This is a genomic window from Streptomyces sp. NPDC032126 (genome assembly GCF_055580085.1).
The window spans coordinates 374,915-398,628 of record NZ_JBVIMA010000006.1; the positions used below are offsets into that span (position 1 = coordinate 374,915).

Sequence of the window (23,714 nt, forward strand, 5' to 3'; positions counted from 1 at the left end):
TGCTGCTCCTGGGGTGTGGCTGGGGTCCTACAGGGCGAGGCGGCGGGCGAGGTCGGAGACGAACACGCCGCGCGGGTCCAGTTCGGCGCGCAGGGCGCGGAAGTCGTCCAGGCGCGGGTACATCGCGGCGAGCAGCTCGGGGCGCAGCCGGGAGTCCTTGGCGAGGTAGACGCGCCCGCCGGCCTGTGCGACCTCCTCGTCGAGGCCGTCGAGGAAGGCGGCGAGTCCGGGCAGCGCGGCGGGGATGTCCACGGCGAGGGTCCAGCCGGGGCGCGGGAAGGACAGCCAGCCGGGGTCGGCGTCCCCGAACCGTTTCAGGACGGCGAGGAAGGACGGGCAGCGCTGGGTGGCGATGCGGCCCACGATCCGGCGCAGGGCGGCCTCCTGGCCGTACCCGACGACGCACTGGTACTGCACGAAGCCGCCCCGGCCGTAGATCCGGTTCCAGTGGGGGACGCCGTCCAGGGGGTGGAAGAAGGCGGGGATCCGCTGGAGTTCGCCGGTCCGCGCGCGGGGCGCCGCGCGGTACCAGAGGTCGTTGAACAGGCCGACGCTGCGGCGGGTGAGCAGGCCCTCCGGGAGGAAGGCGGGGGGCGCCGGGAGCCGGGCGGGGCGGAAGGCCAGCGGGTCGCGCCGCGCGCGCGTGCCCTCGGCGAGCGCCTCCAGGGGCGCGTGGTCGCCCCGGGTGAGGACCGCGCGGCCGGTCGCGGCGCCGCGCGCGAGGAGGTCGATCCAGGCGACCGAGTAGGGGTAGCGGTGGTCGGTGGCGGTCAGCCGGGCCATCAGGTCGTCGAGGTCGGTGGCGCGTTCGGTGTCGACCGACATCCACGACGTCTCCACGGGCCGCAGCCGCAGGGTGGCCGTGAGGATCATCCCGGTCAGTCCCATGCCGCCGGTCGTCGCGTCGAAGAGGGGGCTGCCGGGGGCCACCGCGCGGACCGTGCCGTCGGCGGTGAGCAGTTCCAGGGACCGCACATGGCGGGCGAAGGAGCCGGAGACATGGTGGTTCTTGCCGTGGATGTCCGCGCCGATCGCGCCGCCCACGGTGACCTGGCGCGTTCCCGGGGTCACCGGCACGAACCAGCCGAGCGGCAGCAGCACCTCCATCAGCCGGTGCAGGGAGACGCCGGCCCCGCACAGCACGGTGCCGGAGTCGACGTCGATGGCGTGGACGCGGTCGAGTCCGGTCATGTCGAACACGGCCCCGCCCGCGTTCTGCGCCGCGTCCCCGTACGCCCGTCCCAGCCCCCTCGGGATGCCGCCCCGGGGACCGCACTCCCGGACGGCGGCCACGGCCTCCTGGTAGGTCCTCGGACGGATCAGCCGGGCGACGGAGGGAGCGGTGCGGCCCCATCCCGTGAGGGAAACGGTCTCGGCAGGCATGGCGGTGACCGTATCGCGGTAAATGAGGTGGATTGACATGAAACATCCCTCTGCTCCCCGAAATGGGTGATTAATGGGATGTCGCTCAATATTGCCGTAATTCTGGCTGACCGGACGTGAACAGTGAGTCCCCATGGACGAGATGCACGAGACGGGGACGGGGCCGGGGTGGGCGGTCGATCGGCGCGTGCTGGCCGTGGTGCGGGCGCGGGGCGCCGACCCCCGGGTGGCCGGGGTCGCACGCGCCCTGTCCCGGGCCGGGGAGCACGGGGCGCTGTGGGTCGCGGCAGGGCTCGTCGGGGCCGCCGTGGACGGCGCCCGGCGCGATGCGTGGCTGCGTGCGACAGCGCTCGTCGCGGGCGCGCACGCCGTGAGCGTGGGCGTGAAGCGCATCGTGCGCCGTCCGCGTCCCGCGCATGTCGAACCCCTGGTGCGCACCGTCGGCCGGCACTCCTTCCCCAGCTCCCACGCGACCTCCGCGGTGGCGGCAGCCGTCGCCTACCGAGGGCTGGGCGGGCGCGGGGCGCGCGCGGTGCCGCCGCTCGCCGCCGCGATGTGCCTGTCGCGCCTCGTCGTCGGCGTGCACTACCCGTCGGACGTGGCGGCCGGCGCGGCACTGGGAGCGCTCACGGCGCGTGCGGGGGCGTGCTGGATGAAGAGGGGCGTGCACGGGGCCTACGGGGGCGTGCGTGACTGAGATCGCTACCTCGCGCCCCGGCGCGCTTCATGAGCAGCGGTCCCGGCGCGGGCGGTCCCGGCGGGTGCGCCCCGCGCCCCCGCGCCCCCGACGCGGCACGCTCCTCGGCGGTCTTCTGCGGACCATCCGCCCCAAGCAGTGGATCAAGAACGTCCTCGTCGTCGCCGCGCCCGCCGCCGCCGGCCGCCTGTCCTCCCGCGCCGACCTCGCCGAACTCGCCCTGGTCTTCGCCCTGTTCACCGCCTGCGCCGCCGCCGTCTACCTGATCAACGACGCCCGCGACGCCGAGGCCGACCGCGCACACCCCACCAAGCGGCACCGACCGGTCGCCGCCGGCTCCGTGCCGGTGCGGGTCGCGTACGCCGTCGGGGGCGCGCTCGGGGTGCTCGCGCCGGCGCTCGCCGCCTGGCTCACCGCCCCCTCCGTCGCCGTGCTCCTCACCTCGTACCTCGGGATGCAACTGGCGTACTGCGTCAGCCTGAAGCACGTCCTCGTCGTCGACCTCGCCGTCGTGACCACCGGCTTCCTCATGCGCGCGGCGGCCGGCGGGCTGGCGCTCGGCATCCCCCTGTCACGGTGGTTCCTGATCACCACCGGCTTCGGGGCGCTGTTCATGGTCTCCGCCAAGCGCTACTCCGAGGCCGTGCAGACGGCCGGACAGGCCGACGCCACCCGCCCGCTGCTCACCGAGTACACCACCGGCTATCTGCGGTTCGTATGGCAGCTCGCGGCCGCGGTCGCCGTGCTCGGCTACTGCCTGTGGGCGCTGGAGGCGGGCGGCGCCGCGCACCACGGCGTACTGCCCTGGCGCCAGCTGTCCGTGGTCGCCTTCGTCCTCGCCGTGCTGCGCTACGCCGTCTTCGCCGACCGGGGCACCGCCGGCGAACCCGAGGACGTAGTCCTCGGCGACCGCCCCCTCGCCCTGATCGGCCTGGCCTGGGTCGCCCTGTACGGGCTGGCCGTGGCCCACTGGTGAGCAACCGCACCCGAGGGCACGGTGACGTGCCGGCGGGGTACCCGGACAGGGGTCTTCCGTGACATGGGTCTTCCGTGAGGAGGGCAGAGTCGGATCATGGACTGGCTGAAAAAGCTCCCCGGCATCGGGCCGCTCGTCGCGCGCCTGATGTCCACGCACGCGTGGCGGTCGTACGAGCGCCTGGACCGGGTGAAGTGGACGCGGCTGGCCGCCGCGATGACGTTCATCAGCTTCATCGCGCTGTTCCCGCTGCTGACCGTGGCCGCCGCGATCGCCGCCGCCACCCTCAGCGAGTCCCAGCAGAAGACGCTCCAGGACAAGATCGCCGACCAGGTCCCGGGCATCTCCGACCAGTTGGACATCGCATCGCTCGTGCAGAACGCCGGCACGATCGGACTCATCGCCGGCGCCGTGCTGCTGTTCACCGGCATCGGCTGGGTCGGCCAGATACGGGACTGTCTGCGCGCGGTGTGGGAGCGGCCGGACCCCGAGGAGAACCCGCTCCTGCGCAAGGCCGTCGACGCCGGAGTGCTCGTCGGCCTGGGCGGCGCCGTGCTGATCACGATCGCCGCCTCGACCGTCGCCTCCTGGGCCGTCGGCCGGATCGCCGACGGCCTCGGCCTCGAAGAGAACGGCTGGGGCAGCTTCCTGCTGCGCGTCGCCGCGTTCACCGTCGCCGTGCTCGCCGACTTCCTGCTCCTGCTCTACGTCCTCACCCTGCTGCCGGGCGTGGAACCCACCCGCCGCCGCCTCGTCGTCGCCGCGCTGATCGGCGCGGTCGGCTTCGAACTGCTGAAGCTGCTGCTCAGCGGCTATATGCAGGGTGTGGCGACGAAGAGCATGTACGGCGCGTTCGGCGTGCCCGTCGCCCTGCTGCTGTGGATCAACTTCACGGCGAAACTCGTCCTGTACTGCGCGGCCTGGACCGCCACCGGCAGCGACGGGCACGAGGACGTCAGCGCCGACGACGTACCAGATCAGGCAGCGGCCAGCGGCGGTTGACCAGGTAGCCCGCGGCCGCGAGCAGCACCAGCAGGCCGCCGGTGATGCCCAGCGCCACGCCCATCCCGCCGGAGCCGTGCTCGGCGGTCGCGGCGGCCACCGGCTTGCCGGAGGCGTTCCCGGAGCCGCCCGCCTGACCGTCCTCGCCGGCCGTGCTGTTCGCGCCGGGCTGCGCGCTCGCCCGCGCGGCACTCCTCGGCGCGACCAGCTCGCCCACCGGACGCACCTTGCCCGCGGCCTGGAAACCCCAGTCGAACAGGGCGGCGGTCTCCTTGTAGACCTCGTTGTGGCCGGGCTTCTCCGGGTTCATCACCGTGACGAGCAGCACCCGCCCGGCCCGCTCGGCGACGCCGGTGAAGGTGGCGCCGGCGTTGGTGGTGTTGCCGTTCTTGACGCCGGCGATGCCCGGGTACTGGGAGATGTCGTAGTCGCCGGCGAGCAGCCGGTTGGTGTTCTGGATCTCGAAGGACCCGCGCGACGGCTTGCCGGTCTTCTTGTTCTTCGTCGTCTCGCCCGGGAACTTGGCCCGCACGGTCGAGCAGTACTCGCGGAAGTCCGCCTTCTGCAGCCCGGAGCGGGCGAACAGCGTCAGGTCGTACGCGGACGAGACCTGATTCGGGGCGTCGTAGCCGTCGGGCGTGACCACGTGCGTGTCGAGGGCCTGGAGCTCCTCGGCGTGCTCGTTCATCTCCTGGACGGTGGCGGCGGTGCCGCCGTTCATCGACGACAGGACGTGCACCGCGTCGTTGCCGGAGCGCAGGAAGACGCCGAGCCACAGGTCGTGGACGCTGTAGGTCTCGCCCTCCTTTATGCCGACCATGCTGGAGCCGGAACCGATGCCGGCGAGGTCCTTCGGCTCGACCTTGTGCTGCGTGGTCTTCGGGAAGCGGGGCAGCACGGTGTCCGCGAACAGCATCTTCAGGGTGCTCGCCGGGGGCAGCCGCCAGTGCGCGTTGTGCGCGGCCAGCACCTGGCCCGACTCGGCGTCCGCGACGATCCACGAGCGTGCCGTGAGGTCCTTGGGCAGCACCGGGGCGCCGTTCGCGAGGTCCACCTGGGTGCCGGCCTGGCCCAGCCGGGCACCGCCGACGGTCGACATGGCCGCCGGGGGCGTCGCCGTGGGGGAGGCCGAGGGCTTCGGCGAGACCGGCTTCCCGGCCGAGGGCGACGGGCTGGGAGCGGCGGTCGCGGCGGGCGCGGACAGCGCGAGGGACGACGCGAGGGACACAAGGGTCGCGGAGGTGACCAGCAGGGACCGCCTGCCGGAGCGCTTCATGGGTGCGGGCACGACGGAGAACGTACCTGCCGTACGACGGGAAGTCGCGCGCCCCTCCCCACCCCCGCTCCGGAACCGGACACGCGGCGGCGATACTGAGGGCATGAAGCTCAGCCGCCCCGCCTCCTGGTTCCTGCTCGCCTTCGGGGTGTGGAGCTGGGTCATCTGGATCACTTTCGTCAAAAACCTGATCAAGGACAGCAGTGGACAGGCCTTCGACGACGGGCAGCCGACCGCGTTCTTCTGGGTGCACCTGACGCTGGCCGTCGTCTCCTTCGTATTGGGGACGGTCGTCGGGGGCATCGGGTTGCGCGGAGTGCGCGCCCTGCGCCGCACGTCATAGCTGACGCGTACGCGTAAGCGCTTGTCCCGGGTTTCCACCGATTTTCACGTTCTGTGGACATGCTGTGAAACCCGGCAGAAACAACGCGTCGGTAAGTTCTTTCTCATCTCACCAGATACCTCTTCCGCCACCTGAAACTCGTGTGATTAGGTGAGCCCGCCACTTAGGGGAGTGGCCCATTTTTTGTGTAGTGCCGGGCCCCTTGGCGGGTCTGGGGAGGGCAGGGCACCACCATGCGATCTGTTCGCATGCGGATCCTCGTGACGCTGCTGGTTCTGGCAGTCGTCGGGGTAGGCGGCTGGCAGCTTCTTCCGGAGAAGCAGGACAGCGGAAAGACCATCACGGTCGGTACGACGGACACCATCACGTCACTGGACCCGGCGGGCGCGTACGACGCCGGCTCCTGGGCGTTGTTCAGCAACGTGTTCCAGTCACTGCTGACGTACGAGCCGGGCGGCGTGTCCCCCGTGCCGGACGCGGCGAAGGAATGCGGTTTCCAGCCCGGCAGCCTGACGACGTACGTCTGTGAGCTGCGGGACGACCTCACCTTCCCGAGCGGCCGCAAGGTCACCGGCGAGGACGTGAAGTACTCCTTCGACCGGGTCAAGAAGATCAACTCGGATGTCGGTCCGGCCAGCCTCTTCTCCACCCTGAAGTCGGTGAACGCGAACGACCGCAAGATCACTTTCCGGCTGTCGTCCCCGGACGCCACGTTCCCGTTCAAGGTGGCCACCGGCGCCGGTTCGATCGTCGACAAGGAGCGCTACCCGGCGACCGAACTGCGCACCGGCGACGGCGTCGACGGCACCGGCCCCTACACGCTCACCGACTACACCAAGGGCAAGCGGGCCGAACTGTCGCCCAACTCCCGCTACCGGGGCGCCGTCAAGCCCGGCAGCCCCATCGACCTGCGCTACTACGCCGACCCGGAGGCCCTGGAGAAGGCCTGGACGGCGCGTGAGGTGCAGGCGGCCACGCGGCAGCTGCCGCCGAAGACGCTGTCCACGCTGAACGCCAGCGACCCCAACCAGCGGGTCACCGAGGCGGACTCCGCCGAGACACGCAACCTGTACTTCAACACCCGCAAGGGCTCCCCGCTCCACAACGAACAGGTGCGCCAGGCGGTGGCGTGGCTGATCGACCGCGAGCAGCTGGCCTCCGGCGTCTACCAGGGCACCGTCGACCCGCTCTACTCGCTCATCCCGACCGGCATCACCGGCCACACCACGTCGTTCTTCGACCGCTACCCGGACCAGAACCCGGACAAGGCCCGCAAGCTGCTCCGCGAGGCCGGCGTCGAGACCCCCGTCACCTTCACCTACGGGTACGGCAAGGGCAGCGGCGCCGCCGCCGCGGAGGCCGCGGAGATCAAGCGGCAGCTGGAGGCCGGCGGGCTGTTCAAGGTGAACGTCCAGGGCTACGAGTGGACCGACTTCCAGAAGCGGTGGGCCACCGGCAAGCTCGACGCGTACGCCGTCGGCTGGGTCGCCGACTACCCCGACCCGGACACCTTCGGCGCCCCGCTCGTCGGCACCGACGGCACGATGAACACCGGCTACAGCGACACCAAGGTCGACCAGCTCATCCAGTCCAGCCAGCAGTACGCCGACCGCAGCCGGGTCAACGACGACTTCCGCGGCGTCCAGGACCAGGTCGCCGAGGAGGTGCCGGTCATCCCGCTGTGGCAGCGCAAGGAGTACATCGTCACCAGCCAGGACGTCGGCGGCGGCCAGTACCTCGCGGACGGCAACGGCGTCTTCCGCCTCTGGAAACTGACCTGGATCTAGGGCCTGTCCGGCGGATCAGGTCGCAGGATATTGGCGCGACCTCGTCAGCGCAGGTGAGCGGGGGCTGGTGCGTCCAGCTGCAAGGCGGAGGAGGGCGGCGATGCGGAGCATCGGCAACCGACGACAACGCCGCAGATGGGCGTGCCAGGCCCCGCGTCTGCGGCCTGATCCGCCGGACAGGCCCTAGTCCCCTTCCTGCCCGGCCGGCACGCGGCCGGGCATGCGGGGCGGTCGGGGCGGGCAGGGACCTCACGGCGCACCATGTGACGGTGGTGTGTGCGGGGGGAGGAGGCGATGTGGTGAGACGTCATGCCTTCCGGCTGCCCCGGCACCCCGCGTCGGTCGGCCTCGCCCGGCGCCGGGTGCGGGACCACCTCGCCGACTGGGGGCACGGCCCCGGCGACGCGGCGCTCCACGACGCCGTCCTGCTCGTGTCCGAGCTCGCCACCAACGCCGTACGCCACGCCCCCCTCAGGGAGCGCGAGTTCGAGGTCGCCGTCACCGCCCTCGCCGACGGCGCCTGCCTCATAGAGGTCTCGGACGAGGGCCGCGCGCACCCCCGCCTGCGCCTGGTCGGCGCATCCGACGAACACGGCCGGGGCCTGCACCTGGTGGAGCACATCGCGGCGGCCTGGGGCGTCTGGTCCAGAGGCGACCAGGGCCAGACGGTCTGGGCCCTGGTCCAACCCGCCGAGACCCTCTGACCGGGCCCGTACGACAGCGCCCGTACGACAGCGCCCCCGGTGGAGCTCAGTCGCACGGCTCCTTCCCCCGCGGCCCCGGCAGCCGTACCGTCACGCCCAGGCCCTCTCCCGGTGCCGTACGCACGCTCACCTCGCCGCCGTGGGCCGTCACCACGCCCTGCACGATCGCCATCCCCAGACCGCTGCCCGCACCCCCGCCCGCCCGGAAGAAGCGGTCGAAGATACGGGACGCGGCCTCCGGCGGCAGACCCGGCCCCTTGTCCTCCACCCACAGCCGTACCACCCCGTCCGCCCGCTCCACCCCCAACCGCACCGGCACGTCCGCGGGCGTGTGGGTGCGTACGTTGGTGAGGAGATTGCCGAGGACCTGGCGCAGGCCCGACTCGTCGGCGTGGACCAGCACCGCGCCCTCCGCCGACACGTCCAGCGGCCGCTCCGGCTGCTGCACCCGCAGGTCCTGCGCCGCGTCCCGCACCAGCCTGCTCACGTCGACATTGCGCAGCCGCAGCTCGGGCCGCTGGTCGAGGCGGGCCAGGGTGAGCAGCTCGTCGACGAGCCGGCCCATGCGGTCGACCTCGGCGTTCATCCGGTCCCAGGCGCGCCGGCGCTCGTCGGGCTCGCGCAGCATCCCCTGGTCGTACAGCTGGAGGTAGCCGCGGATCGCGGACAGCGGGGTGCGCAGCTCGTGCGAGGCGTCGGCGACGAACCGCCGCAGCTGGGACGCGCTGCGCTCGCGCGTGCGGTACGCCGACTCCACCTGGTGGAGCATCGAGTTCAGCGCGAGCCGCAGCTGCTCCACCTCCTGGGTGGCCTCCCGGCTGGACGGCACCCGCCGGGTCAGATCCCCCTCGGCTATCGCCGACGAGGTCTCCACCATGTCCTCCAGCGGCCGCATCCGGCGCCGGACGCTCCACATCGTCAGACAGCACAGCAGCGCCAGCAGCAGCGTGCCGAAGCCGACATCGAGCCCGATGGCCTTGGCCACGCTGCGGTGCAGGGCCTCGGTGGAGGTGGCGAGCAGGATGTAGGGGCCGTCGGCGAGCCGGGTCGCGGTCACCCGGTACGAGGCGCCGCGCACGGTGACGTCGTGCGGGTCGGGGTCGGCGGCGAGGGCGCGCGGGTCGTCCACCGCGTCCCCGAGCCCACGCTGGGCCGTGGTGGGCTTGATGCCGAACAGGGTGAGGGCGGTGCCCCGTTCGTCGACGGCGGCGAAGATGGTGTCCGGCGTCTGCCCGTCGTCCGCCGCCTCGGGCACGAACCGGTCGCGTACGACGCTCAGCACGCTCAGCGAGTCGATCTGCCGCAGCGTGAGCCCGGAACTGCCCAGCGAGTCGCGCATATGGGTCAGTTCGTTGTCCACCTGGCCGACCAGATACATCCGCATCCCCATCAGGCTCACCGCGGTGGCCACCACGATGCCGAGGGCGAGGAGCGCGACGTTCGTCAGGGTCAGCTGGCCGCGCAGGGAGTGGATGCCGTGCCGGGGACGCAGCCTCATGCCAGACCGTATCCGACGCCCCGCCGCGTGGTGATCACCGGTGGGCCGAGGGCGTCCAGCTTGCGCCGCAGATAGCTGATGTAGGTCTCGACGACCGTCGACTCCGGCGGCGCGTGCTCGTACTGCCAGACGTGGCGCAGGAGTTGGTCCTTGGGCACGATCCGGCCGCCGTTGCGCACGAGGAACCGCAGGAGCGCGTACTCCGTGGGCGTCAGCTCGACCGTGCCGCCCGCGCGGTGGACGCAGTACGTCGTCTCGTCCAGCTCCAGATCGCCGTAGCGCAGGGGCGGGCGCTGCGGCAGGACGTCGGCCGGGCGGGTGCGGCGCAGCACCGCGCTGATCCGGGCGACGACCACGTCGATGTCGAAGGGCTTGGTGATGTAGTCGTCGCCGAAGCCGAGCGCGCCGACTATCTCCGCCGGCGCGTCCCGCGCGGTGAGGAAGACCACGGCCAACTCCGGTCTTCGGGCGCGCAGTTCGCGGCCCAGCGCCCGGCCGTCGCCGTCCGGCAGCATGACGTCGAGCAACGCCACGTCGGGCGGGGTGCGTTCGGCGTGGGCGAGGGCCTCTCGGACCGTGCCCGCGGTCATGACCTCGAAGCGGTGATAGCGCAGGGCGATGGCGAGGACGTCAGCGATGCTCTCCTCGTCCTCCACGACCAGCACGGTGCCCGGAACCGTCGACATGCCCCCAGTATCGGCTCCACCACCGACAAGCGGGCCGGGATCTCGCTTTGGAGTTCCTTGAGAGTCGGGCCGGTTGTCGTGCACGCGCGCAGCGCGGCCCCCAATGCTGGTGCCCAGGACCTGGGGGACCAACCGATCATTGACATCTGACGAAGGAGCTTGAACGTGGCCGCATGGGCACGGTGGTGCTACCGGCACCGGCTGGTGGTCCTGTTGCTATGGGTGGGGGCGCTGTTCGGCCTGGGCTTCGCGGCCTCGACGGCCGGTACGGACTACGCGAACGTCTTCTCTCTCCCGAACACGGACTCCAAGAGCGCGTACGACCTGATGGAGAAGGCGTTCCCCGAGCGCGCCGGCGACGTCGACACGGTCGTGTGGAAGGTCGACGAGGGATCCGTCCGGGACGAGTCGGTGAAGTCCCGGATCCAGCCCGCTCTCGACGAGATCAAGAAGATGAAGGGCGTCGGCGACGTCGCCGGCCCGTACACGGGCGAGCAGGGCGCCGCGCAGATCAGCAAGGACGGCCGGATCGCGTACGCCCAGATCACCTTCACCAAGCAGGCCAACGAGGTCCCCAAGGGTCTCATCGAGGACGTCCGCGACACCGCGAAGGACGCCAAGAAGGACGGTCTGAGGGTCGAGCTGGGCGGTGAGGCGATCCGGCGGGTGCAGGAGCCGCCGCAGGGCCTGTCGGAGATGGTCGGCATCCTCGCCGCGGCCATCGTCCTCTTCCTGGCCTTCGGCTCCCTGTTCGCGATGCTGCTGCCGATCGCGGTGGCGATCTTCGGCGTCGGCACCGGCATGATGGGCACCCAGCTGCTCAGCCACGCCACCAACATCCCCGACCTGGCGCCGCTGCTCGCCTCGCTCATCGGTCTCGGCGTCGGCATCGACTACGCCCTGTTCATCGTCACCCGGCACCGGCGCGGCATCCTGCGCGGCGTCGAGCCGGAGAAGGCGGCCATCGCCGCGCTCAACACCTCCGGCCGTGCGGTGCTGTTCGCGGGCGGCACCGTGTGCATCGCGCTCGCCGGCATGCTGGTGACGAACCTGCGCTTCCTGGACGGCGTCGTCATCGGCACCATCCTGACCGTGGTCCTCAGCGTCCTCGCGGCGACGACCCTGCTGCCCGCCCTGCTGGGCTTCCTCGGCATGCGGGTGCTCAGCCGCAAGCAGCGGCGCAAGCTGGCCGAGAACGGCCCCGAGCAGGACAAGGCGAACGGCCTCGCGGCACGCTGGTCGACGAACGTGCAGAAGCGTCCCCGTACGGTCGCGGTGATCGCGCTGGCCGTGATGGCGGCGCTCGCGCTGCCGGTGCTGTCGATGCGGCTGGGCGTGAGCGACCAGGGCAACGACGACGCGAAGACGACCACCCGCAAGGCGTACGACCTGCTCGCCGACGGCTTCGGGCCGGGCTTCAACGGCCCGCTCCAGGTGGTGTCGGAGAGCGGTGACACGACGGCGCTGGTGAAGGGCCTTCAGGACACCAAGGGCGTCGCCCAGGTGGCCGCCCTGCCGCCCGCGCAGGGCGTGACGGTCATCCAGGTGGTCCCGACGACGTCCCCGCAGTCCGAGAAGACGGACAAGCTGATCGACACCCTGCGCGACGAGGTGATCCCGAAGGCGGGCGTCGAGGCGCACGTGGGTGGCGTGACGGCGGTCTCGAAGGACTTCACCAAGGTCACCGCCGACCGGATGCCCTACTTCGTCGCGACGATCATCGGCCTGGGCTTCCTGCTGCTGCTCGTGGCGTTCCGCTCGCTCGTCGTGCCGCTGACGGCGGCCATCATGAACCTGATCGCGGCGGCGGCCTCCTTCGGTGTCCTGGTCGCGATCTTCCAGTGGGGCTGGGGCCTGGACCTGCTGGGCCTCGGCAAGGAGGGACCGATCAACTCGTTCCTCCCGGTCATCATGCTGTCCCTGCTCTTCGGCCTCTCCATGGACTACCAGGTTTTCCTGGTGAGCCGGATGCACGAGGAGTGGGTCCACACGAAGGACAACGCGCGGGCGGTCCGCGTCGGCCTCGCGGAGACCAGCCGGGTCATCAACAGCGCGGCCCTGATCATGGTGTTCGTCTTCATGGCGTTCGTGCTGAGCGGCGACGCGGGCGCGGCCATGGCGGGCGTGGGGCTCGCGGCGGCGGTCTTCCTGGACGCGTTCATCCTGCGTACGGCCCTGGTGCCGGCGGCGATGCACCTGCTCGGCAACTCCAACTGGTGGCTGCCGGCGTGGCTGGACAAGCGGCTGCCGCACCTCGCGGTGGAGCCCAAGGACGAGGACGAGACGGTCTCCGCCGAGGAGGCCCAGGCCTCGGTCATCCACGGCTACGTGCGGGACGACTCCGGCGCCCCGGTCGAGGACGCGGCGGTCACCCTCCTGTCCAAGGGCGGCCACCAGCTGGACCGCGTGACCTCCCTGGCCGACGGCTCCTACATCCTGTCGGTGCCGTCCCCGGGGGCGTATCTCCTCGCGGTCACGGCCCGCCCGTACGCGTCGAAGGCCCGCCATGTGACGGTGGCGGGCGGACCGGTGGTGTACGACGTGGAACTGGCGGAGGGCGAGGTGGACGCGGTCAACTGACCTCGCCCTGAGCGGCCTTGAGGATTCCATCGGCGCCGAGGTCGACCTCGGCGCCGATGGACGCGTTCACCCGGAGGCGATCACGTGCCCTCACGGCTCTTGGCCATCGGGTCCGGCAGAACGCGCGTCATCCCCGGCAGGAAGTCCGTGAACAGCTCGTGGACCTCCAGCACCAGCGGCCGCAGCACCCGGAACCGGGCGAGGGAGACGCCCCGCGCCGTCAGCCGGGCGCCCCGCTCCGCCAGCCGGTAGCTGCGCTCACGCCCCTCGGTCCGGTCGAAGATCCAGTACAGGACCAGCCCCATCTGCGACAGCCACATCAACTCGGGCAGGACGTCCCGGAGTTCCTCGGGGACCTTCGTCCTCGTCGCCCCCGCCAGCACCTCCCGGTGCACGGAGATCGCCTCCACGCGCGCGTGCTCGCTCTCCGGAGAGAAGGGGCTGAGCGGGCTGTCCGGGTCGGCGGCGTTCTTGAAGAACTGCACCGCGAACTCGTGGTACGGCGTCGCCACGTCCAGCCAGACCCGCAGCACCCCCGCCAGCCGCGCCTCCAGATCGGTCTCCCGGTCCAGGACCGCCCGGACCGCCCGCCGGTGCTCGGCGGCGAGCCGGTCGTAGAAGCCCTGGATCAGGTGTTCCTTGCCCTGGAAGTAGTAGTACGCGTTGCCGACCGAGACCCCGGCCTCCTGGGCGATGGCCCGCATCGTCGTCTTGTCGTACCCCCGCTCCTGGAACAGCCGCATCGCGGTCTCCAGGATCAGCGCACGGGTCTGCTCGGACTTGCTGGGCGCGGAGGCCGCCTCGTCGGGGTTGTCGTTGTTCACGGGCACGGACGAGAGCCTAACCAGTGACCAGCACGCCCCCGCCTGTCAGTGCCCGTTGCTAGCGTCGGGCGGTGTGAAGGGACCCGACGGAGCTCGACGTGCCGCTCTCGATCACGTCCTGGCGCTGATCGCCGAGGCGCCGTGGAGCGCGTCCCTCGTCCTGCGCGGCAGCATGACCCTGCCCGCCTGGGTCGGGGACGCGGCCCGCGATCCGGGTGACCTCGACTGGATCGTCCTGGAGGGCGAGGTCAGGGTCGACCCGCACGACCCCCACCCCTACGCGCACGCGCTCGACGAGGTCCAGCAGTGGCCGGAGGCCGCCGCCGGCGCCGCGCGCTACGACATCTGGCGGGAGGAGGAGTTCGGCACGGACGGCCGCCGCCCGTATCTGCCTCCCGAGGGCCTGCACTGGATCGTCGCCGAACCGGACACGGCCGAGCCGAGCCCGCCCTACCAGGACCTGCTGGACCGCGTGCGCGAACGCCCGTGGGCGGCCCCGGGCGTGGTCCTGGACGCGGGCGCGGCGAGGGAGGACGGCACCTGGACGTATACGGAGTACGACACCCCGGGTGTCCGCCTCGTCATCCCCTATCGGGCGGAGGGACGGTTGCAGGGCGCCGTACGGCTGGACTTCGCCCGCGACGAAGTCCTCCCCGAGCCCCCGGTGTGGACCCTGGTCCCGCGCGCGGACGGCCGCGCCCCGATCGCCGTCCGGACGGCCGGCCGGGAGCTGTCGCTGGCCTGGAAGCTCCAGTGGCTGCACACCGACGCGGCGACGGAGGGCGGCGCACAGGGGAAGGACCTCTACGACGCGGTCCTGCTCGCGGAGTCGGGAGCGGTCGCGCAGCTCACCCCACGCCTCCTGAACAAGGTCCTGAGCCGCGGCCTGACGACGGACGACGTATCGACCTGGCGGATCGACTGGAGGCCCTTCCACGAGGAGCACCCGTGGGTACGGGGCACGGCGGAGACGTGGCTGGCCCGTCTGACCGAGGCACTGGACCCGATGCTGAGCACCGCGACTCACCGCCGCGCCAACTCCGGGCGCTTGCTGTAGTCGGTGAGCCCGAGGACGTTCCCCCAGGGATCGGCGAACTCGACCGTCCACCCCGTGGCCACGGAGAACGGCTCGTCGAGCGCGGCGATCCCGGCCTCGCCGAGCCTCTTCGCGGCACGGCGGGCGTCGGCCACCTCGATCCACAGCCGGGGGGAGGGCCAGTGGGGCGGCCGATGCCCGAGCCCGTCCTCCTGCCGCAACAAGATCCCCGGCGTCTCCGCCCCCACCTTGAGCAGAGCGATCCCGGCCTCGTCGAACCGGAACCCGGTGACGAACCCGGCCCGCTCGTAGAAGGCGACGGCCTCACCGAGCTCCCCGACGGGCAACAGAACATTGTCGAACCCGAGCAGCTCGTACGACTGGTCATCTGACATACCGTCAGAGTAAGCATCTCGCTCGACCGGCCTTCGGCACGCGGACGCAGGCAGAACATGTGATCACCCGTTCAGGTGAGGCGTCCCGGATTCCCCACCACCGTCCCGGCCGTGACGCGGAGGACACACGGGACGCCTGAAGTGACGGCGGGGGCGGCCGCAGGCGGGCGTTGGTCCACCTGACTTCTTCAGGGCTTGTGGTGTCGGGCAAGATGACGTGCATCCGATAGACATCGCACCTCGGGGGAGAATCCACCGTGACCGAACAGCCGCAGCAGCCTCAGCAGCCGCCCCAGCCGGGGTACGGGTACCCCAACGCCGGGCAGCAGCCGCAGGCCGGCCCGTACGGGTATCCGCAGCAGGGCGCTTACCAGCAGCCCGGATACCAGCAGCAGGGCGCCTATCAGCAGCCCGGGTATCAGCAGCAGGGCTACCCGCAGGGTGGGTACGCCGCCCCGGGTGCCGTTCCGCCCGGCACCTACACCGGTGACCCCAACGCCCCGTACGGCTACGACCCTTACGGGCGTCCGTACTCCGACAAGTCGAAGATCGTCGCCGGTATCCTCCAGCTCTTCCTCGGCACCTTCGGCGTCGGCCGGTTCTACATCGGCAATGTCGGCCTCGGCCTCGCCCAGCTCTTCACCTGCGGTGGCCTCGGCATCTGGGCGCTGATCGACGGCATCATCCTGCTGACGAGCAGCAACACCACCGACGGCAACGGGCGGGTGCTGCGTGGCTGACGTGGGCGCCCCGCCCCGTTCCGCGTCGTCGCTTCTGCGGCATCCGGCGGCGGCACCCCTCGCGGTGCTCGCCGCCGGTGCGGCCGGTTCCGTCTATCTGTACGGGACCGACCCGCACCAACCCGGCCACGTCCTGCCCCAGTGCCCCTTCCGGTTCGTCACCGGGCTGCTCTGCCCGGCCTGCGGCGGCACTCGTATGACGTACGACCTGATGCACGGTCAGTTCGCCCAGGCGTGGCTCGACAACCGCGTCCTGCTGCTCGCCTCCCCGTTCGCCCTCGCCCTCCTCGGACGCTGGATGTGGGAGGGGGTCGTCGGCAAGCGGCACTGGCGGCCGACCCCCAGTCGCCGCACCCAGGCCGTCATTCTCGGCCTCGCCGTCGTCTGGACCGTGGTGCGCAACGCCTTCTAGGCGCCGGAGGTTGAGCCTGCGGTCGGCGAAGGACCGGATCCGGGTCGTAGTTGGCGAAAAATTGATCACGGAAGAGGAACAATCGCCCCGCCGGGCTCCCGTTCGCCCTGCATGTCTCCCTAGGCTCACCCCCTACGGGGGGCGACCGTGTCATGAGACCGTGTCATGTTTCAGGCCGGTATGTGCTCCTCCGCACCCGGAGACATCCCGCTCCGGGCCCGCTTGAGCCATTCCAGGAGCAGTTCTCATGACCGTCCCCACCAACGACCCCAACGCCCCTTACGGTTACGACCCGCAGGGCCGCCCCTACTCCGACAAGTCGAAGATCGTCGCGGGGGTCCTCCAGCTCTTCCTGGGCGGCTTCGGCATCGGCCGTTTCTACGTCGGCAACACCGGCGTGGGCATCGCCCAGCTCTTCACCTGCGGTGGCTTCGGCATCTGGGCGCTGATCGACGGCATCCTGTTCCTCACGAGCAACGACCGGACCGACTCCCAGGGCCGCGTCCTGCGCGGCTGACACCCGCACGCACGTCTCCCTCGCCCCGTCGGTCGGATGTCTGGCCGGCGGGGCGTTGTGCTCATCGCTCAGTCGCTCTTGCGGGGCTGCCCCGCCGACAGGATCTCGGCCACGTCCAGGGTGACCTCGGCGCCGATGGATTTGGGCAGGGTGACCATCTCGCCGGGGGAGTGGGGCCGGTGGCTCTCGTAATCGTCCCCGGTGGGGTTGGTCAGGACATGGAGGCGCTGATGTGTGCGGTCGATGATCACGTAGACCGGAATCTTGGCCGCAGCGTACGCCTTGACCTTGTCTCGTAGGTCGCTCCGATAGTTGCTGGAAGTGACCTCCAGAACCAGGCGGAAGCAGACGGGGTCGTAGCAGTTGTTCTCGACGTAGTGATCTTCGAAATCGGCGTCGAGCAGCGAGAGGTCGGGGATCGCGTAGTCCTCGGAGCCTGTCGGCAGCCAGAGGCCAACGCCCTGCAGTACCGCTGATTCAGCCCCGTGGAGACCGGCGGCCAGGAATGGCAGCATCAAGTCGGTGAGGGCCTTGGCGTGTGGGCCGTCCGGTGGCGGGGACACGAGGATCTGGCCTCCGATGATCTCGACGCGGTACCCCGGGAGACGATCCATGATCCGGTTCGCCTCCGCGATCAACGGACGGTCCTCATGCGGCCGCTCGACAGCTGCTGCGGACATCAGGTGCCTCCTGTGGGCTGGTGTCGAGAACATCATCGTAGGCCGGACGGTGCCTGTACGTCCTTCGCGCCCCGGTTCACCCGATGGTGGGGCATATGCCAGAGGGCCCTGCCTCCAGCGGAGACAGGGCCCTCACGGCGTACTGATGACGACAACGCTCAGAAGCGGCGCGTGATCAGCGCCTTCTTCACCTCGGCGATCGCCTTCGTGACCTCGATACCGCGCGGGCAGGCGTCCGTGCAGTTGAACGTCGTACGGCAACGCCACACGCCGTCACGGTCGTTGAGGATCTCCAGGCGCTGCTCGCCGGCCTCGTCACGGCTGTCGAAGATGAATCGGTGCGCGTTCACGATCGCGGCCGGGCCGAAGTACTGGCCGTCGTTCCAGAAGACCGGGCAGGACGACGTGCACGCGGCGCACAGGATGCACTTCGTGGTGTCGTCGAACCGCTCGCGGTCCTCCGCCGACTGAAGACGCTCACGCGTCGGCTCGTTGGTGTCCTTCGTGATCAGGAAGGGCATCACGTCCCGGTAGGCCTGGAAGAACGGGTCCATGTCCACGACCAGGTCCTTCAGCACGGTCAGGCCCTTGATGGGCTCGACCGTGATCGGCTTCTCCGGGTTGATGTCCTTGATCAGCGTCTTGCACGCGAGGCGGTTCTTGCCGTTGATGCGCATCGCGTCCGAGCCGCAGATGCCGTGCGCGCAGGAGCGACGGAACGTCAGCGTGCCGTCCAGGTCCCACTTGATCTTGTGGAGACCGTCGAGCACACGCTCCTTGGGGTCGATTTCCAGCTGGAAGTCTTCCCACGTCGCCTCGGCCGAGACCTCCGGGTTGAAGCGGCGGACTCGGAAGGTGACCGTGATGTACGGGGACGCGGCGGCCTCGGCCTCCACCTTGTCCAGAACAGGGGTTGCCATCAGTACTTACGCTCCATCGGCTGGTAGCGGGTCTGGACGACCGGCTTGTAGTCGAGACGGACGGACTCGGTGCCGTCGTCGCCCACCTCGCGGTACGCCATGGTGTGGCGCATGAAGTTGACGTCGTCGCGGTTCGGGTAGTCCTCGCGGTAGTGACCGCCGCGGGACTCCTTGCGGGCCAGGGCCGACACCGCCATGACCTCGGCCAGCTCCAGCAGGTTGCCCAGCTCGATGGCCTCCAGGAGGTCCGTGTTGAACCGCTTGCCCTTGTCCTGGATCGCCACGTTCTTGTAGCGCTCGCGCAGCTCGGCGATCTTCTCGACCGCCGTCTTGATCGTCTGCTCGGTGCGGAACACCATGACGTTGGCGTCCATGGTCTCCTGCAGCTCACGACGGATCTGGGCGACCCGCTCGTTGCCCGTGGAGGTGCGCAGCCGCTCGATCTGCTCCACGACGAACGCCTCGGGGTTCTCCGGCAGCTCGACGAAGTCGGCCTTGTGGGAGTACTCGGCGGCGGCGATGCCCGCGCGACGGCCGAAGACGTTGATGTCCAGGAGGGAGTTCGTGCCGAGACGGTTCGCGCCGTGCACCGACACGCACGCGACCTCGCCGGCCGCGTACAGGCCCGGGACGACGGTGGTGTTGTCCGCCAGGACCTCACCCTCGACGTTCGTCGGGATACCGCCCATGGCGTAGTGCGCGGTCGGCTGGATCGGGATCGGGTCCGTGTACGGCTCGATGCCGAGGTACGTCCGCGCGAACTCGGTGATGTCGGGCAGCTTGGCGTCCAGCTGCTCCGGCGGGAGGTGCGTGAGGTCGAGGTAGACGTGGTCGCCCTCGGGACCGCAGCCGCGGCCCTCACGGATCTCCGTGTAGATGGAGCGGGACACGACGTCACGGGACGCGAGGTCCTTCATGACCGGCGCGTACTTCTCCATGAAGCGCTCGCCGTCCTTGTTGCGCAGGATGCCGCCCTCACCGCGGGCGCCCTCCGTCAGCAGGATGCCCATGCGCCAGATGCCGGTCGGGTGGAACTGGAAGAACTCCATGTCCTCCAGCGGAAGCCCGCGGCGGTAGACGGCGGCCTGGCCGTCACCGGTCAGGGTGTGGGCGTTCGACGTCACCTTGAAGAACTTGCCGGTGCCGCCGGAGGCGTAGATGACCGCCTTCGCCTGGAAGATGTGGATCTCACCGGTGGCCAGCTCGTACGCCACCACACCGGCCGACTTCTTGACGCCGTCGACCTCGGTGATCAGCTGGTCCAGGACGTAGAACTCGTTGAAGAACTCCACGCCCTCCTTGACGCAGTTCTGGTACAGCGTCTGGAGGATCATGTGGCCGGTGCGGTCGGCCGCGTAGCAGGACCGGCGGACCGGGGCCTCGCCGTGGTTGCGGCTGTGACCGCCGAAGCGGCGCTGGTCGATGGTGCCGTTCGGGGTGCGGTTGAACGGCAGGCCCATCTTCTCCAGGTCGAGGACCGCGTCGATGGCCTCCTTCGCCAGGATCTCGGCGGCGTCCTGGTCGACCAGGTAGTCACCGCCCTTGACCGTGTCGAAGGTGTGCCACTCCCAGTTGTCCTCCTCCACGTTGGCCAGCGCGGCGGCCATGCCGCCCTGCGCGGCGCCCGTGTGGGAGCGGGTGGGGTAGAGCTTGGTGAGCACCGCGGTGCGGCTGCGCTTCGTCGCCTCGATGGCCGCGCGCATGCCCGCGCCGCCGGCGCCGACGATGACGGTGTCGTACTTGTGGATCTTCATGTTTCTCGCAGCCCCGTGCCTAGCGGATGTTCGGGTCGAAGGTGAAGATCACCAGCGTGCCCAGCAGGATGGTGAACACCGTGGCGGTGTAGAGCAGGCCCTTGAGCCACAGCCGGGTGTTCGCGCGCTCCGCGTAGTCGTTGATGACCGTACGCAGGCCGTTGGCGCCGTGCAGCATCGCCAGCCACAGCATCAGCAGGTCCCAGACCTGCCAGAACGGGGACGCCCAGCGGCCGGCGACGAAGGCGAAGCCGACCTTGGAGACGCCGCCGTCCAGCACGAGCTGGATCAGCAGGTGGCCGAGGACCAGGACGACCAGCACGATGCCGGACAGGCGCATGAAGAGCCAGGCCGCCATCTCGAAGTTGCCCCGGGTGGACTTCGGGGACTTCTTGGTGCGCTTGCGGGGGGCCTCGATGAGGGGGGCCGGGTTGTCGACGGTGTAGAGGGGCGCGCCCTCGACGGGGCCGACGGCGGAAGCGGGGGATTCGGTGGTGGCCATCGGTGTCAGCTCCCGAACAGTTCACGAGCGGCGTGGCCGAGGACGGGGTAGATCGCCCCGAGCATCAGCACGACCCAGACGCCGACGACGGTCCACAGCATCTGCTTCTGGTAGCGCGGGCCCTTCGACCAGAAGTCGACGGCGATGACACGCAGGCCGTTGAGCGCGTGGAAGAGGATGGCGGCGACGAGGCCGTACTCCAGCACGGCGACGATCGGCGTCTTGTACGTGGCTACGACCTTGTCGTAGTCCTCGGGGGAGACACGCACGAGAGCGGTGTCCAGCACGTGAACGAACAGGAAGAAGAAGATGAGGACGCCGGTGACTCGGTGAGCCACCCAGGACCACATTCCTTCCCGGCCGCGGTACAGCGTTCCAGCCGGCACGGAAGAACCCTCCGGGAGCGGGGACTAGGGCCTGCCGGCTTGTGCTGTCGGTCGGGCCCGGCCGGGTACGGTCCACCGGCCCCCAGCATCGTACTCAGGCACCGGCGCGGGGCTTACGCGGGGCCTACCAGTGTGATCAAAGTGGCATTCAAAGGAGCACGTATGGGCTAGCGGAGGGTTTTTGCCCCCAGGGAGCACAGCAGCCGTCCCTTCGCCAGTTTGCGGAGTTCGTCCGCCGCGACGACCCGCTCCTCCTCCGGATCGTTCGTCAAACGTGACCGGATGCCTTCCAGGACGCGGTCCAGGCACTCGTTCCGCGGGGTGTCGCCCAGGTAGATGACGAAGACGTGGCCGAATTTGGCCTCGTATGCGGCGTGTGCGGCACTGAGGGCCGTGTACGCCACCTCGTACGTTTCGTCCGGGAGGGGCGGCAGTGACTCGCCCGCCAGTGCCTCCGACAGATCGGCCGGTGTCAGGTCGTAGGCCGCCTCGTCCGACGCTGCCAGCAGGGCCTCCGCCGTCGGGTACGGGCGGTGGTCGGCGACCCGGTGGGCCCAGCGGAGGCTGCGCAGGCAGGTCAGGAGGGTGTGGCGGGCCTCGTCGGCGGGCGCGGCGTTGAACTCCGCGAGCCGGGGGGTCGTCGAGCCGGTGCGGGTCTGCTCGGGCAGGGCCGGTATGGCCACGCGGCCGGGGAGGTGGGGAAAGCGGCGGGCGGGCAGCGGAAATCCTCGTCACGTGTGGTGTGGCAGGGGATGCTGTGAAAGGTGTGAGCGCCACGTTATCGAGAGCGGTCATCCTGTGTCCGACGTCTGCCCGAATTTCACTCGAACGGGAGAGTTTCGGAACGTGCTGTGGACTCACGGGGCGCCACAGGGGTCGTAGGTTGGCGGGGTGAGCAGGCACGGGCGCCGGGCGCCACACAGCAGGACGAGGCAGACGAGGCAGCGGTTGCTGATCGGCGGTGCGTTCGCCGTGACGGTCGGCCTCGGGGTGGGGCTCGGCGTATGGGCCTCGACCGGGGGCGGCGGCGAGGACGACACCGTGCCGACCGCCGTGGCCTCCAGAAGTCCCTCCGTCAGGGCCTCCGCGTCGCCCAGCCCCACACCGACCCGCGTCTATCCGCTGTCGACGACGCCGCACACCATTCCCGCCGTGCGCTCGCACACCCCCGCGCGCGGGCCCGGGTGGCGGGCCGTCGCCGGGGAGCGGGTCGTCGTCGACGACGGTGTGCTCGCCGACGAGGGGCGGCTGATCGCCGGTGAGCTGGGACTGACGTACGCGGGGGAGAAGGACGACGCGCGCCCCGGGGATGTGCGGCTGACGCTCGGCGCGGGCCAGGGCGGCGACCCGGAGTCGTACGTCATGACCGTGCGCGGCGGGACGGTCACCATCAGCGGGCCGTCGGACGCGGGGGTGTTCTACGGGACGCGCACGCTCAAGCAGGAGGCGCACGGCGGGGGCACGGCCCCGGAGGGTGTCGTACGGGACGGGCCGGCCGAGCCGGTGCGCGGGTTCTCCCTCGACACCGCCCGCAAGCACTTCGCCGCGGAGTGGATCGAGGACCGGGTGCGGGAGCTGGGGGACCTGAAGTTCAACCAGCTCCAGCTGCACTTCTCCGACGACCAGGGATTCCGGATCGAGTCCGACTCGCACCCCGAGATCGTGTCCCAGGACCATCTCACCAAGGCGCAGGTCAGGAAGATCGTCGCGCTGGCCCGGGCGCGGCACATCACCGTGATCCCGGAGATCGACTCACCGGGACACCTCGGGGCCGTCCTCGCCGCCCACCCCGAGCTGCAGCTGCGCAACGCGCAGGGCGTGCCGACGCGCGGGGCGATCGACATCTCGAAGGACGCGTCCGCCGAGATCATCGACGATCTGCTGAACGAGTACGCCGACCTGTTCCCGGACGGGCCCTGGCATCTCGGCGGCGACGAGTACCAGGCGCTCGTCGTCAAGAACCCCGAGGTGTCCTTCCCCCAGCTCGCCACCGCCGCCCGCGCCGCCTACGGCCCCGGCGCGACCGTCGCCGACCTCACCACCGGCTGGCTCAACGCCCGCGCCGTCACGGTCCGCGCCCACGGCAGGACCCCGCGCGCCTGGAACGACGGCTTCTTCCGGGGGACGTCGGTGAAACCGGCCGCGGAGATCCAGGTCGGGTACTGGACGGGCAAGGAGATCGGGGCGCGCAAGCCCGTGGAGTATCTGAGCGCGGGACGGAAGGTCGTCAACTTCAACGACAAGTTCCTCTACTACGTGCTCGGCGAGCCCAACCAGTTCTTCTATCCGACGGGGCAGGCGATCTACGAGACCTGGACACCCCGGGTGCTGCGCGGCACCACACCGGTGTCGTCGGCGTACGACGCCCAGATCCTCGGCGGGTTCTTCTCGGTGTGGGGCGACTACCCGCACGCGCAGACCCAGGCGCAGGTCGCCGCGGGGATCCGGATGCCGCTGCGGGCGACCGTGCAGAAGCTGTGGGATCCCGGCCGGCCCGCCCTCTCCTGGGCGCAGTTCCGGGCGCTCGCGGGGCGACTGGGGTGAGTGGCTGAAAACGTTTGCCGGCCGGGCGCTGTGACACTCCTCGGGCATTGCACGCAGTAAGGGGAAGTGCGG

Annotated in this window: 24 protein-coding genes; 12 read left to right on the forward strand and 12 right to left on the reverse strand. The window is 70.5% G+C overall.

What is annotated here, in order from left to right; genetic code table 11:
- Nucleotides 1–27 precede the first annotated feature (27 nt).
- Nucleotides 28–1,383 (reverse strand): FAD-binding oxidoreductase, encoded by a 1,356-nt coding sequence (locus tag ACZ5NW_RS24090; RefSeq protein ID WP_468745939.1) that lies wholly within the window; start codon nucleotides 1,381–1,383, stop codon nucleotides 28–30.
- A gap of 142 nt (nucleotides 1,384–1,525) precedes the next feature.
- Between ACZ5NW_RS24090 and ACZ5NW_RS24095 the strand changes: the two genes are divergently transcribed.
- The 3 genes from ACZ5NW_RS24095 (at nucleotide 1,526) to ACZ5NW_RS24105 (ending at nucleotide 4,058) form a co-directional block, all read left to right on the forward strand.
- Nucleotides 1,526–2,080, forward strand: a complete 555-nt coding sequence (locus tag ACZ5NW_RS24095; protein WP_468746176.1) for a phosphatase PAP2 family protein — start codon at nucleotides 1,526–1,528, stop codon at nucleotides 2,078–2,080.
- Entirely contained in the window at nucleotides 2,073–3,056 is a 984-nt protein-coding gene (locus tag ACZ5NW_RS24100; RefSeq protein WP_468745940.1) for a decaprenyl-phosphate phosphoribosyltransferase, read from the forward strand. Before ACZ5NW_RS24095 ends, ACZ5NW_RS24100 begins: the two co-directional genes overlap by 8 nt.
- A gap of 96 nt (nucleotides 3,057–3,152) precedes the next feature.
- Nucleotides 3,153–4,058, forward strand: coding sequence for a YihY/virulence factor BrkB family protein (locus ACZ5NW_RS24105; RefSeq protein WP_468745941.1), 906 nt, complete (start codon nucleotides 3,153–3,155; stop codon nucleotides 4,056–4,058).
- Here ACZ5NW_RS24105 and ACZ5NW_RS24110 read toward each other — a convergent pair.
- The gene (locus tag ACZ5NW_RS24110) at nucleotides 4,012–5,346 is read right to left on the reverse strand and encodes a D-alanyl-D-alanine carboxypeptidase family protein (RefSeq protein WP_468745942.1); all 1,335 of its coding nucleotides are present in this window, start codon (nucleotides 5,344–5,346) and stop codon (nucleotides 4,012–4,014) included. The genes ACZ5NW_RS24105 and ACZ5NW_RS24110 overlap by 47 nt on opposite strands.
- A gap of 91 nt (nucleotides 5,347–5,437) precedes the next feature.
- Here ACZ5NW_RS24110 and ACZ5NW_RS24115 point away from each other — a divergent pair, with 91 nt between their 5' ends.
- The 3 genes from ACZ5NW_RS24115 to ACZ5NW_RS24125 all read left to right on the forward strand — a co-directional run bounded on the left by ACZ5NW_RS24115 (nucleotide 5,438) and on the right by ACZ5NW_RS24125 (nucleotide 8,168).
- Entirely contained in the window at nucleotides 5,438–5,677 is a 240-nt protein-coding gene (locus tag ACZ5NW_RS24115; RefSeq protein WP_468745943.1) for an SCO4848 family membrane protein, read from the forward strand.
- A 248-nt stretch (nucleotides 5,678–5,925) separates the two neighbouring features.
- Nucleotides 5,926–7,464: an ABC transporter substrate-binding protein gene (locus ACZ5NW_RS24120; RefSeq protein ID WP_468745944.1), complete on the forward strand. Its 1,539-nt coding sequence runs from the start codon at nucleotides 5,926–5,928 to the stop codon at nucleotides 7,462–7,464.
- Between the two features lie 296 nt (nucleotides 7,465–7,760).
- Nucleotides 7,761–8,168: an ATP-binding protein gene (locus ACZ5NW_RS24125; RefSeq protein WP_468745945.1), complete on the forward strand. Its 408-nt coding sequence runs from the start codon at nucleotides 7,761–7,763 to the stop codon at nucleotides 8,166–8,168.
- A 46-nt stretch (nucleotides 8,169–8,214) separates the two neighbouring features.
- Here the strand turns inward: ACZ5NW_RS24125 and ACZ5NW_RS24130 are convergent, their stop codons facing one another.
- Both ACZ5NW_RS24130 and ACZ5NW_RS24135 read right to left on the reverse strand, forming a co-directional pair.
- Nucleotides 8,215–9,666 carry a sensor histidine kinase gene (locus ACZ5NW_RS24130; RefSeq protein ID WP_468745946.1) on the reverse strand — a complete coding sequence of 484 codons (1,452 nt, stop codon included), beginning with the start codon at nucleotides 9,664–9,666 and terminating at the stop codon, nucleotides 8,215–8,217.
- Nucleotides 9,663–10,352: a response regulator transcription factor gene (locus tag ACZ5NW_RS24135; RefSeq protein ID WP_468745947.1), complete on the reverse strand. Its 690-nt coding sequence runs from the start codon at nucleotides 10,350–10,352 to the stop codon at nucleotides 9,663–9,665. Before ACZ5NW_RS24135 ends, ACZ5NW_RS24130 begins: the two co-directional genes overlap by 4 nt.
- Before the next feature lie 165 nt (nucleotides 10,353–10,517).
- Between ACZ5NW_RS24135 and ACZ5NW_RS24140 the strand changes: the two genes are divergently transcribed.
- Nucleotides 10,518–12,932 (forward strand): MMPL family transporter, encoded by a 2,415-nt coding sequence (locus ACZ5NW_RS24140; protein ID WP_468745948.1) that lies wholly within the window; start codon nucleotides 10,518–10,520, stop codon nucleotides 12,930–12,932.
- 80 nt (nucleotides 12,933–13,012) lie between these two features.
- On the opposite strand, the gene ACZ5NW_RS24145 is transcribed toward ACZ5NW_RS24140, so the two are convergent.
- The gene (locus ACZ5NW_RS24145) at nucleotides 13,013–13,762 is read right to left on the reverse strand and encodes a TetR family transcriptional regulator (RefSeq protein ID WP_468745949.1); all 750 of its coding nucleotides are present in this window, start codon (nucleotides 13,760–13,762) and stop codon (nucleotides 13,013–13,015) included.
- 67 nt (nucleotides 13,763–13,829) lie between these two features.
- On the opposite strand from ACZ5NW_RS24145, the gene ACZ5NW_RS24150 reads away from it, so the two are divergent.
- The gene (locus ACZ5NW_RS24150; protein WP_468745950.1) at nucleotides 13,830–14,813 is read left to right on the forward strand and encodes a nucleotidyl transferase AbiEii/AbiGii toxin family protein; all 984 of its coding nucleotides are present in this window, start codon (nucleotides 13,830–13,832) and stop codon (nucleotides 14,811–14,813) included.
- On the opposite strand, the gene ACZ5NW_RS24155 is transcribed toward ACZ5NW_RS24150, so the two are convergent.
- On the reverse strand, nucleotides 14,780–15,187 hold the full coding sequence (locus ACZ5NW_RS24155) for a VOC family protein (RefSeq protein ID WP_468745951.1): 408 nt from the start codon (nucleotides 15,185–15,187) through the stop codon (nucleotides 14,780–14,782). The two genes, ACZ5NW_RS24150 and ACZ5NW_RS24155, sit on opposite strands and share 34 nt — an antisense overlap.
- A 257-nt stretch (nucleotides 15,188–15,444) precedes the next feature.
- On the opposite strand from ACZ5NW_RS24155, the gene ACZ5NW_RS24160 reads away from it, so the two are divergent.
- The 3 genes from ACZ5NW_RS24160 (at nucleotide 15,445) to ACZ5NW_RS24170 (ending at nucleotide 16,856) form a co-directional block, all read left to right on the forward strand.
- Nucleotides 15,445–15,927, forward strand: coding sequence for a TM2 domain-containing protein (locus ACZ5NW_RS24160; RefSeq protein ID WP_468745952.1), 483 nt, complete (start codon nucleotides 15,445–15,447; stop codon nucleotides 15,925–15,927).
- Nucleotides 15,920–16,339, forward strand: coding sequence for a DUF2752 domain-containing protein (locus ACZ5NW_RS24165; protein ID WP_468745953.1), 420 nt, complete (start codon nucleotides 15,920–15,922; stop codon nucleotides 16,337–16,339). The genes ACZ5NW_RS24160 and ACZ5NW_RS24165 overlap by 8 nt, the downstream gene beginning before the upstream one ends.
- A gap of 247 nt (nucleotides 16,340–16,586) precedes the next feature.
- Nucleotides 16,587–16,856, forward strand: a complete 270-nt coding sequence (locus ACZ5NW_RS24170; RefSeq protein WP_468745954.1) for a TM2 domain-containing protein — start codon at nucleotides 16,587–16,589, stop codon at nucleotides 16,854–16,856.
- A gap of 68 nt (nucleotides 16,857–16,924) precedes the next feature.
- Here the strand turns inward: ACZ5NW_RS24170 and ACZ5NW_RS24175 are convergent, their stop codons facing one another.
- From ACZ5NW_RS24175 to ACZ5NW_RS24200, 6 genes are all read right to left on the reverse strand, one after another.
- Nucleotides 16,925–17,536 carry a Uma2 family endonuclease gene (locus ACZ5NW_RS24175; protein WP_468745955.1) on the reverse strand — a complete coding sequence of 204 codons (612 nt, stop codon included), beginning with the start codon at nucleotides 17,534–17,536 and terminating at the stop codon, nucleotides 16,925–16,927.
- A 158-nt stretch (nucleotides 17,537–17,694) separates the two neighbouring features.
- A complete protein-coding gene (locus ACZ5NW_RS24180; protein ID WP_468745956.1) occupies nucleotides 17,695–18,456 on the reverse strand; it encodes a succinate dehydrogenase iron-sulfur subunit in 762 nt (253 codons plus the stop codon).
- Complete coding sequence (gene sdhA, locus ACZ5NW_RS24185; protein WP_468745957.1) at nucleotides 18,456–20,210, reverse strand: succinate dehydrogenase flavoprotein subunit; 1,755 nt, start codon at nucleotides 20,208–20,210, stop codon at nucleotides 18,456–18,458. Before sdhA ends, ACZ5NW_RS24180 begins: the two co-directional genes overlap by 1 nt.
- 19 nt (nucleotides 20,211–20,229) lie before the next feature.
- Nucleotides 20,230–20,712, reverse strand: a complete 483-nt coding sequence (locus ACZ5NW_RS24190) for a succinate dehydrogenase hydrophobic membrane anchor subunit (RefSeq protein WP_468745958.1) — start codon at nucleotides 20,710–20,712, stop codon at nucleotides 20,230–20,232.
- Between the two features lie 5 nt (nucleotides 20,713–20,717).
- Entirely contained in the window at nucleotides 20,718–21,098 is a 381-nt protein-coding gene (gene sdhC, locus ACZ5NW_RS24195; RefSeq protein WP_310765524.1) for a succinate dehydrogenase, cytochrome b556 subunit, read from the reverse strand.
- A 167-nt stretch (nucleotides 21,099–21,265) separates the two neighbouring features.
- Complete coding sequence (locus ACZ5NW_RS24200; RefSeq protein ID WP_468745959.1) at nucleotides 21,266–21,781, reverse strand: 2-oxo-4-hydroxy-4-carboxy-5-ureidoimidazoline decarboxylase; 516 nt, start codon at nucleotides 21,779–21,781, stop codon at nucleotides 21,266–21,268.
- Nucleotides 21,782–22,046: 265 nt separating this feature from the next.
- On the opposite strand from ACZ5NW_RS24200, the gene ACZ5NW_RS24205 reads away from it, so the two are divergent.
- The gene (locus ACZ5NW_RS24205) at nucleotides 22,047–23,642 is read left to right on the forward strand and encodes a family 20 glycosylhydrolase (RefSeq protein ID WP_468745960.1); all 1,596 of its coding nucleotides are present in this window, start codon (nucleotides 22,047–22,049) and stop codon (nucleotides 23,640–23,642) included.
- The last annotated feature ends 72 nt before the right edge of the window (nucleotides 23,643–23,714 follow it).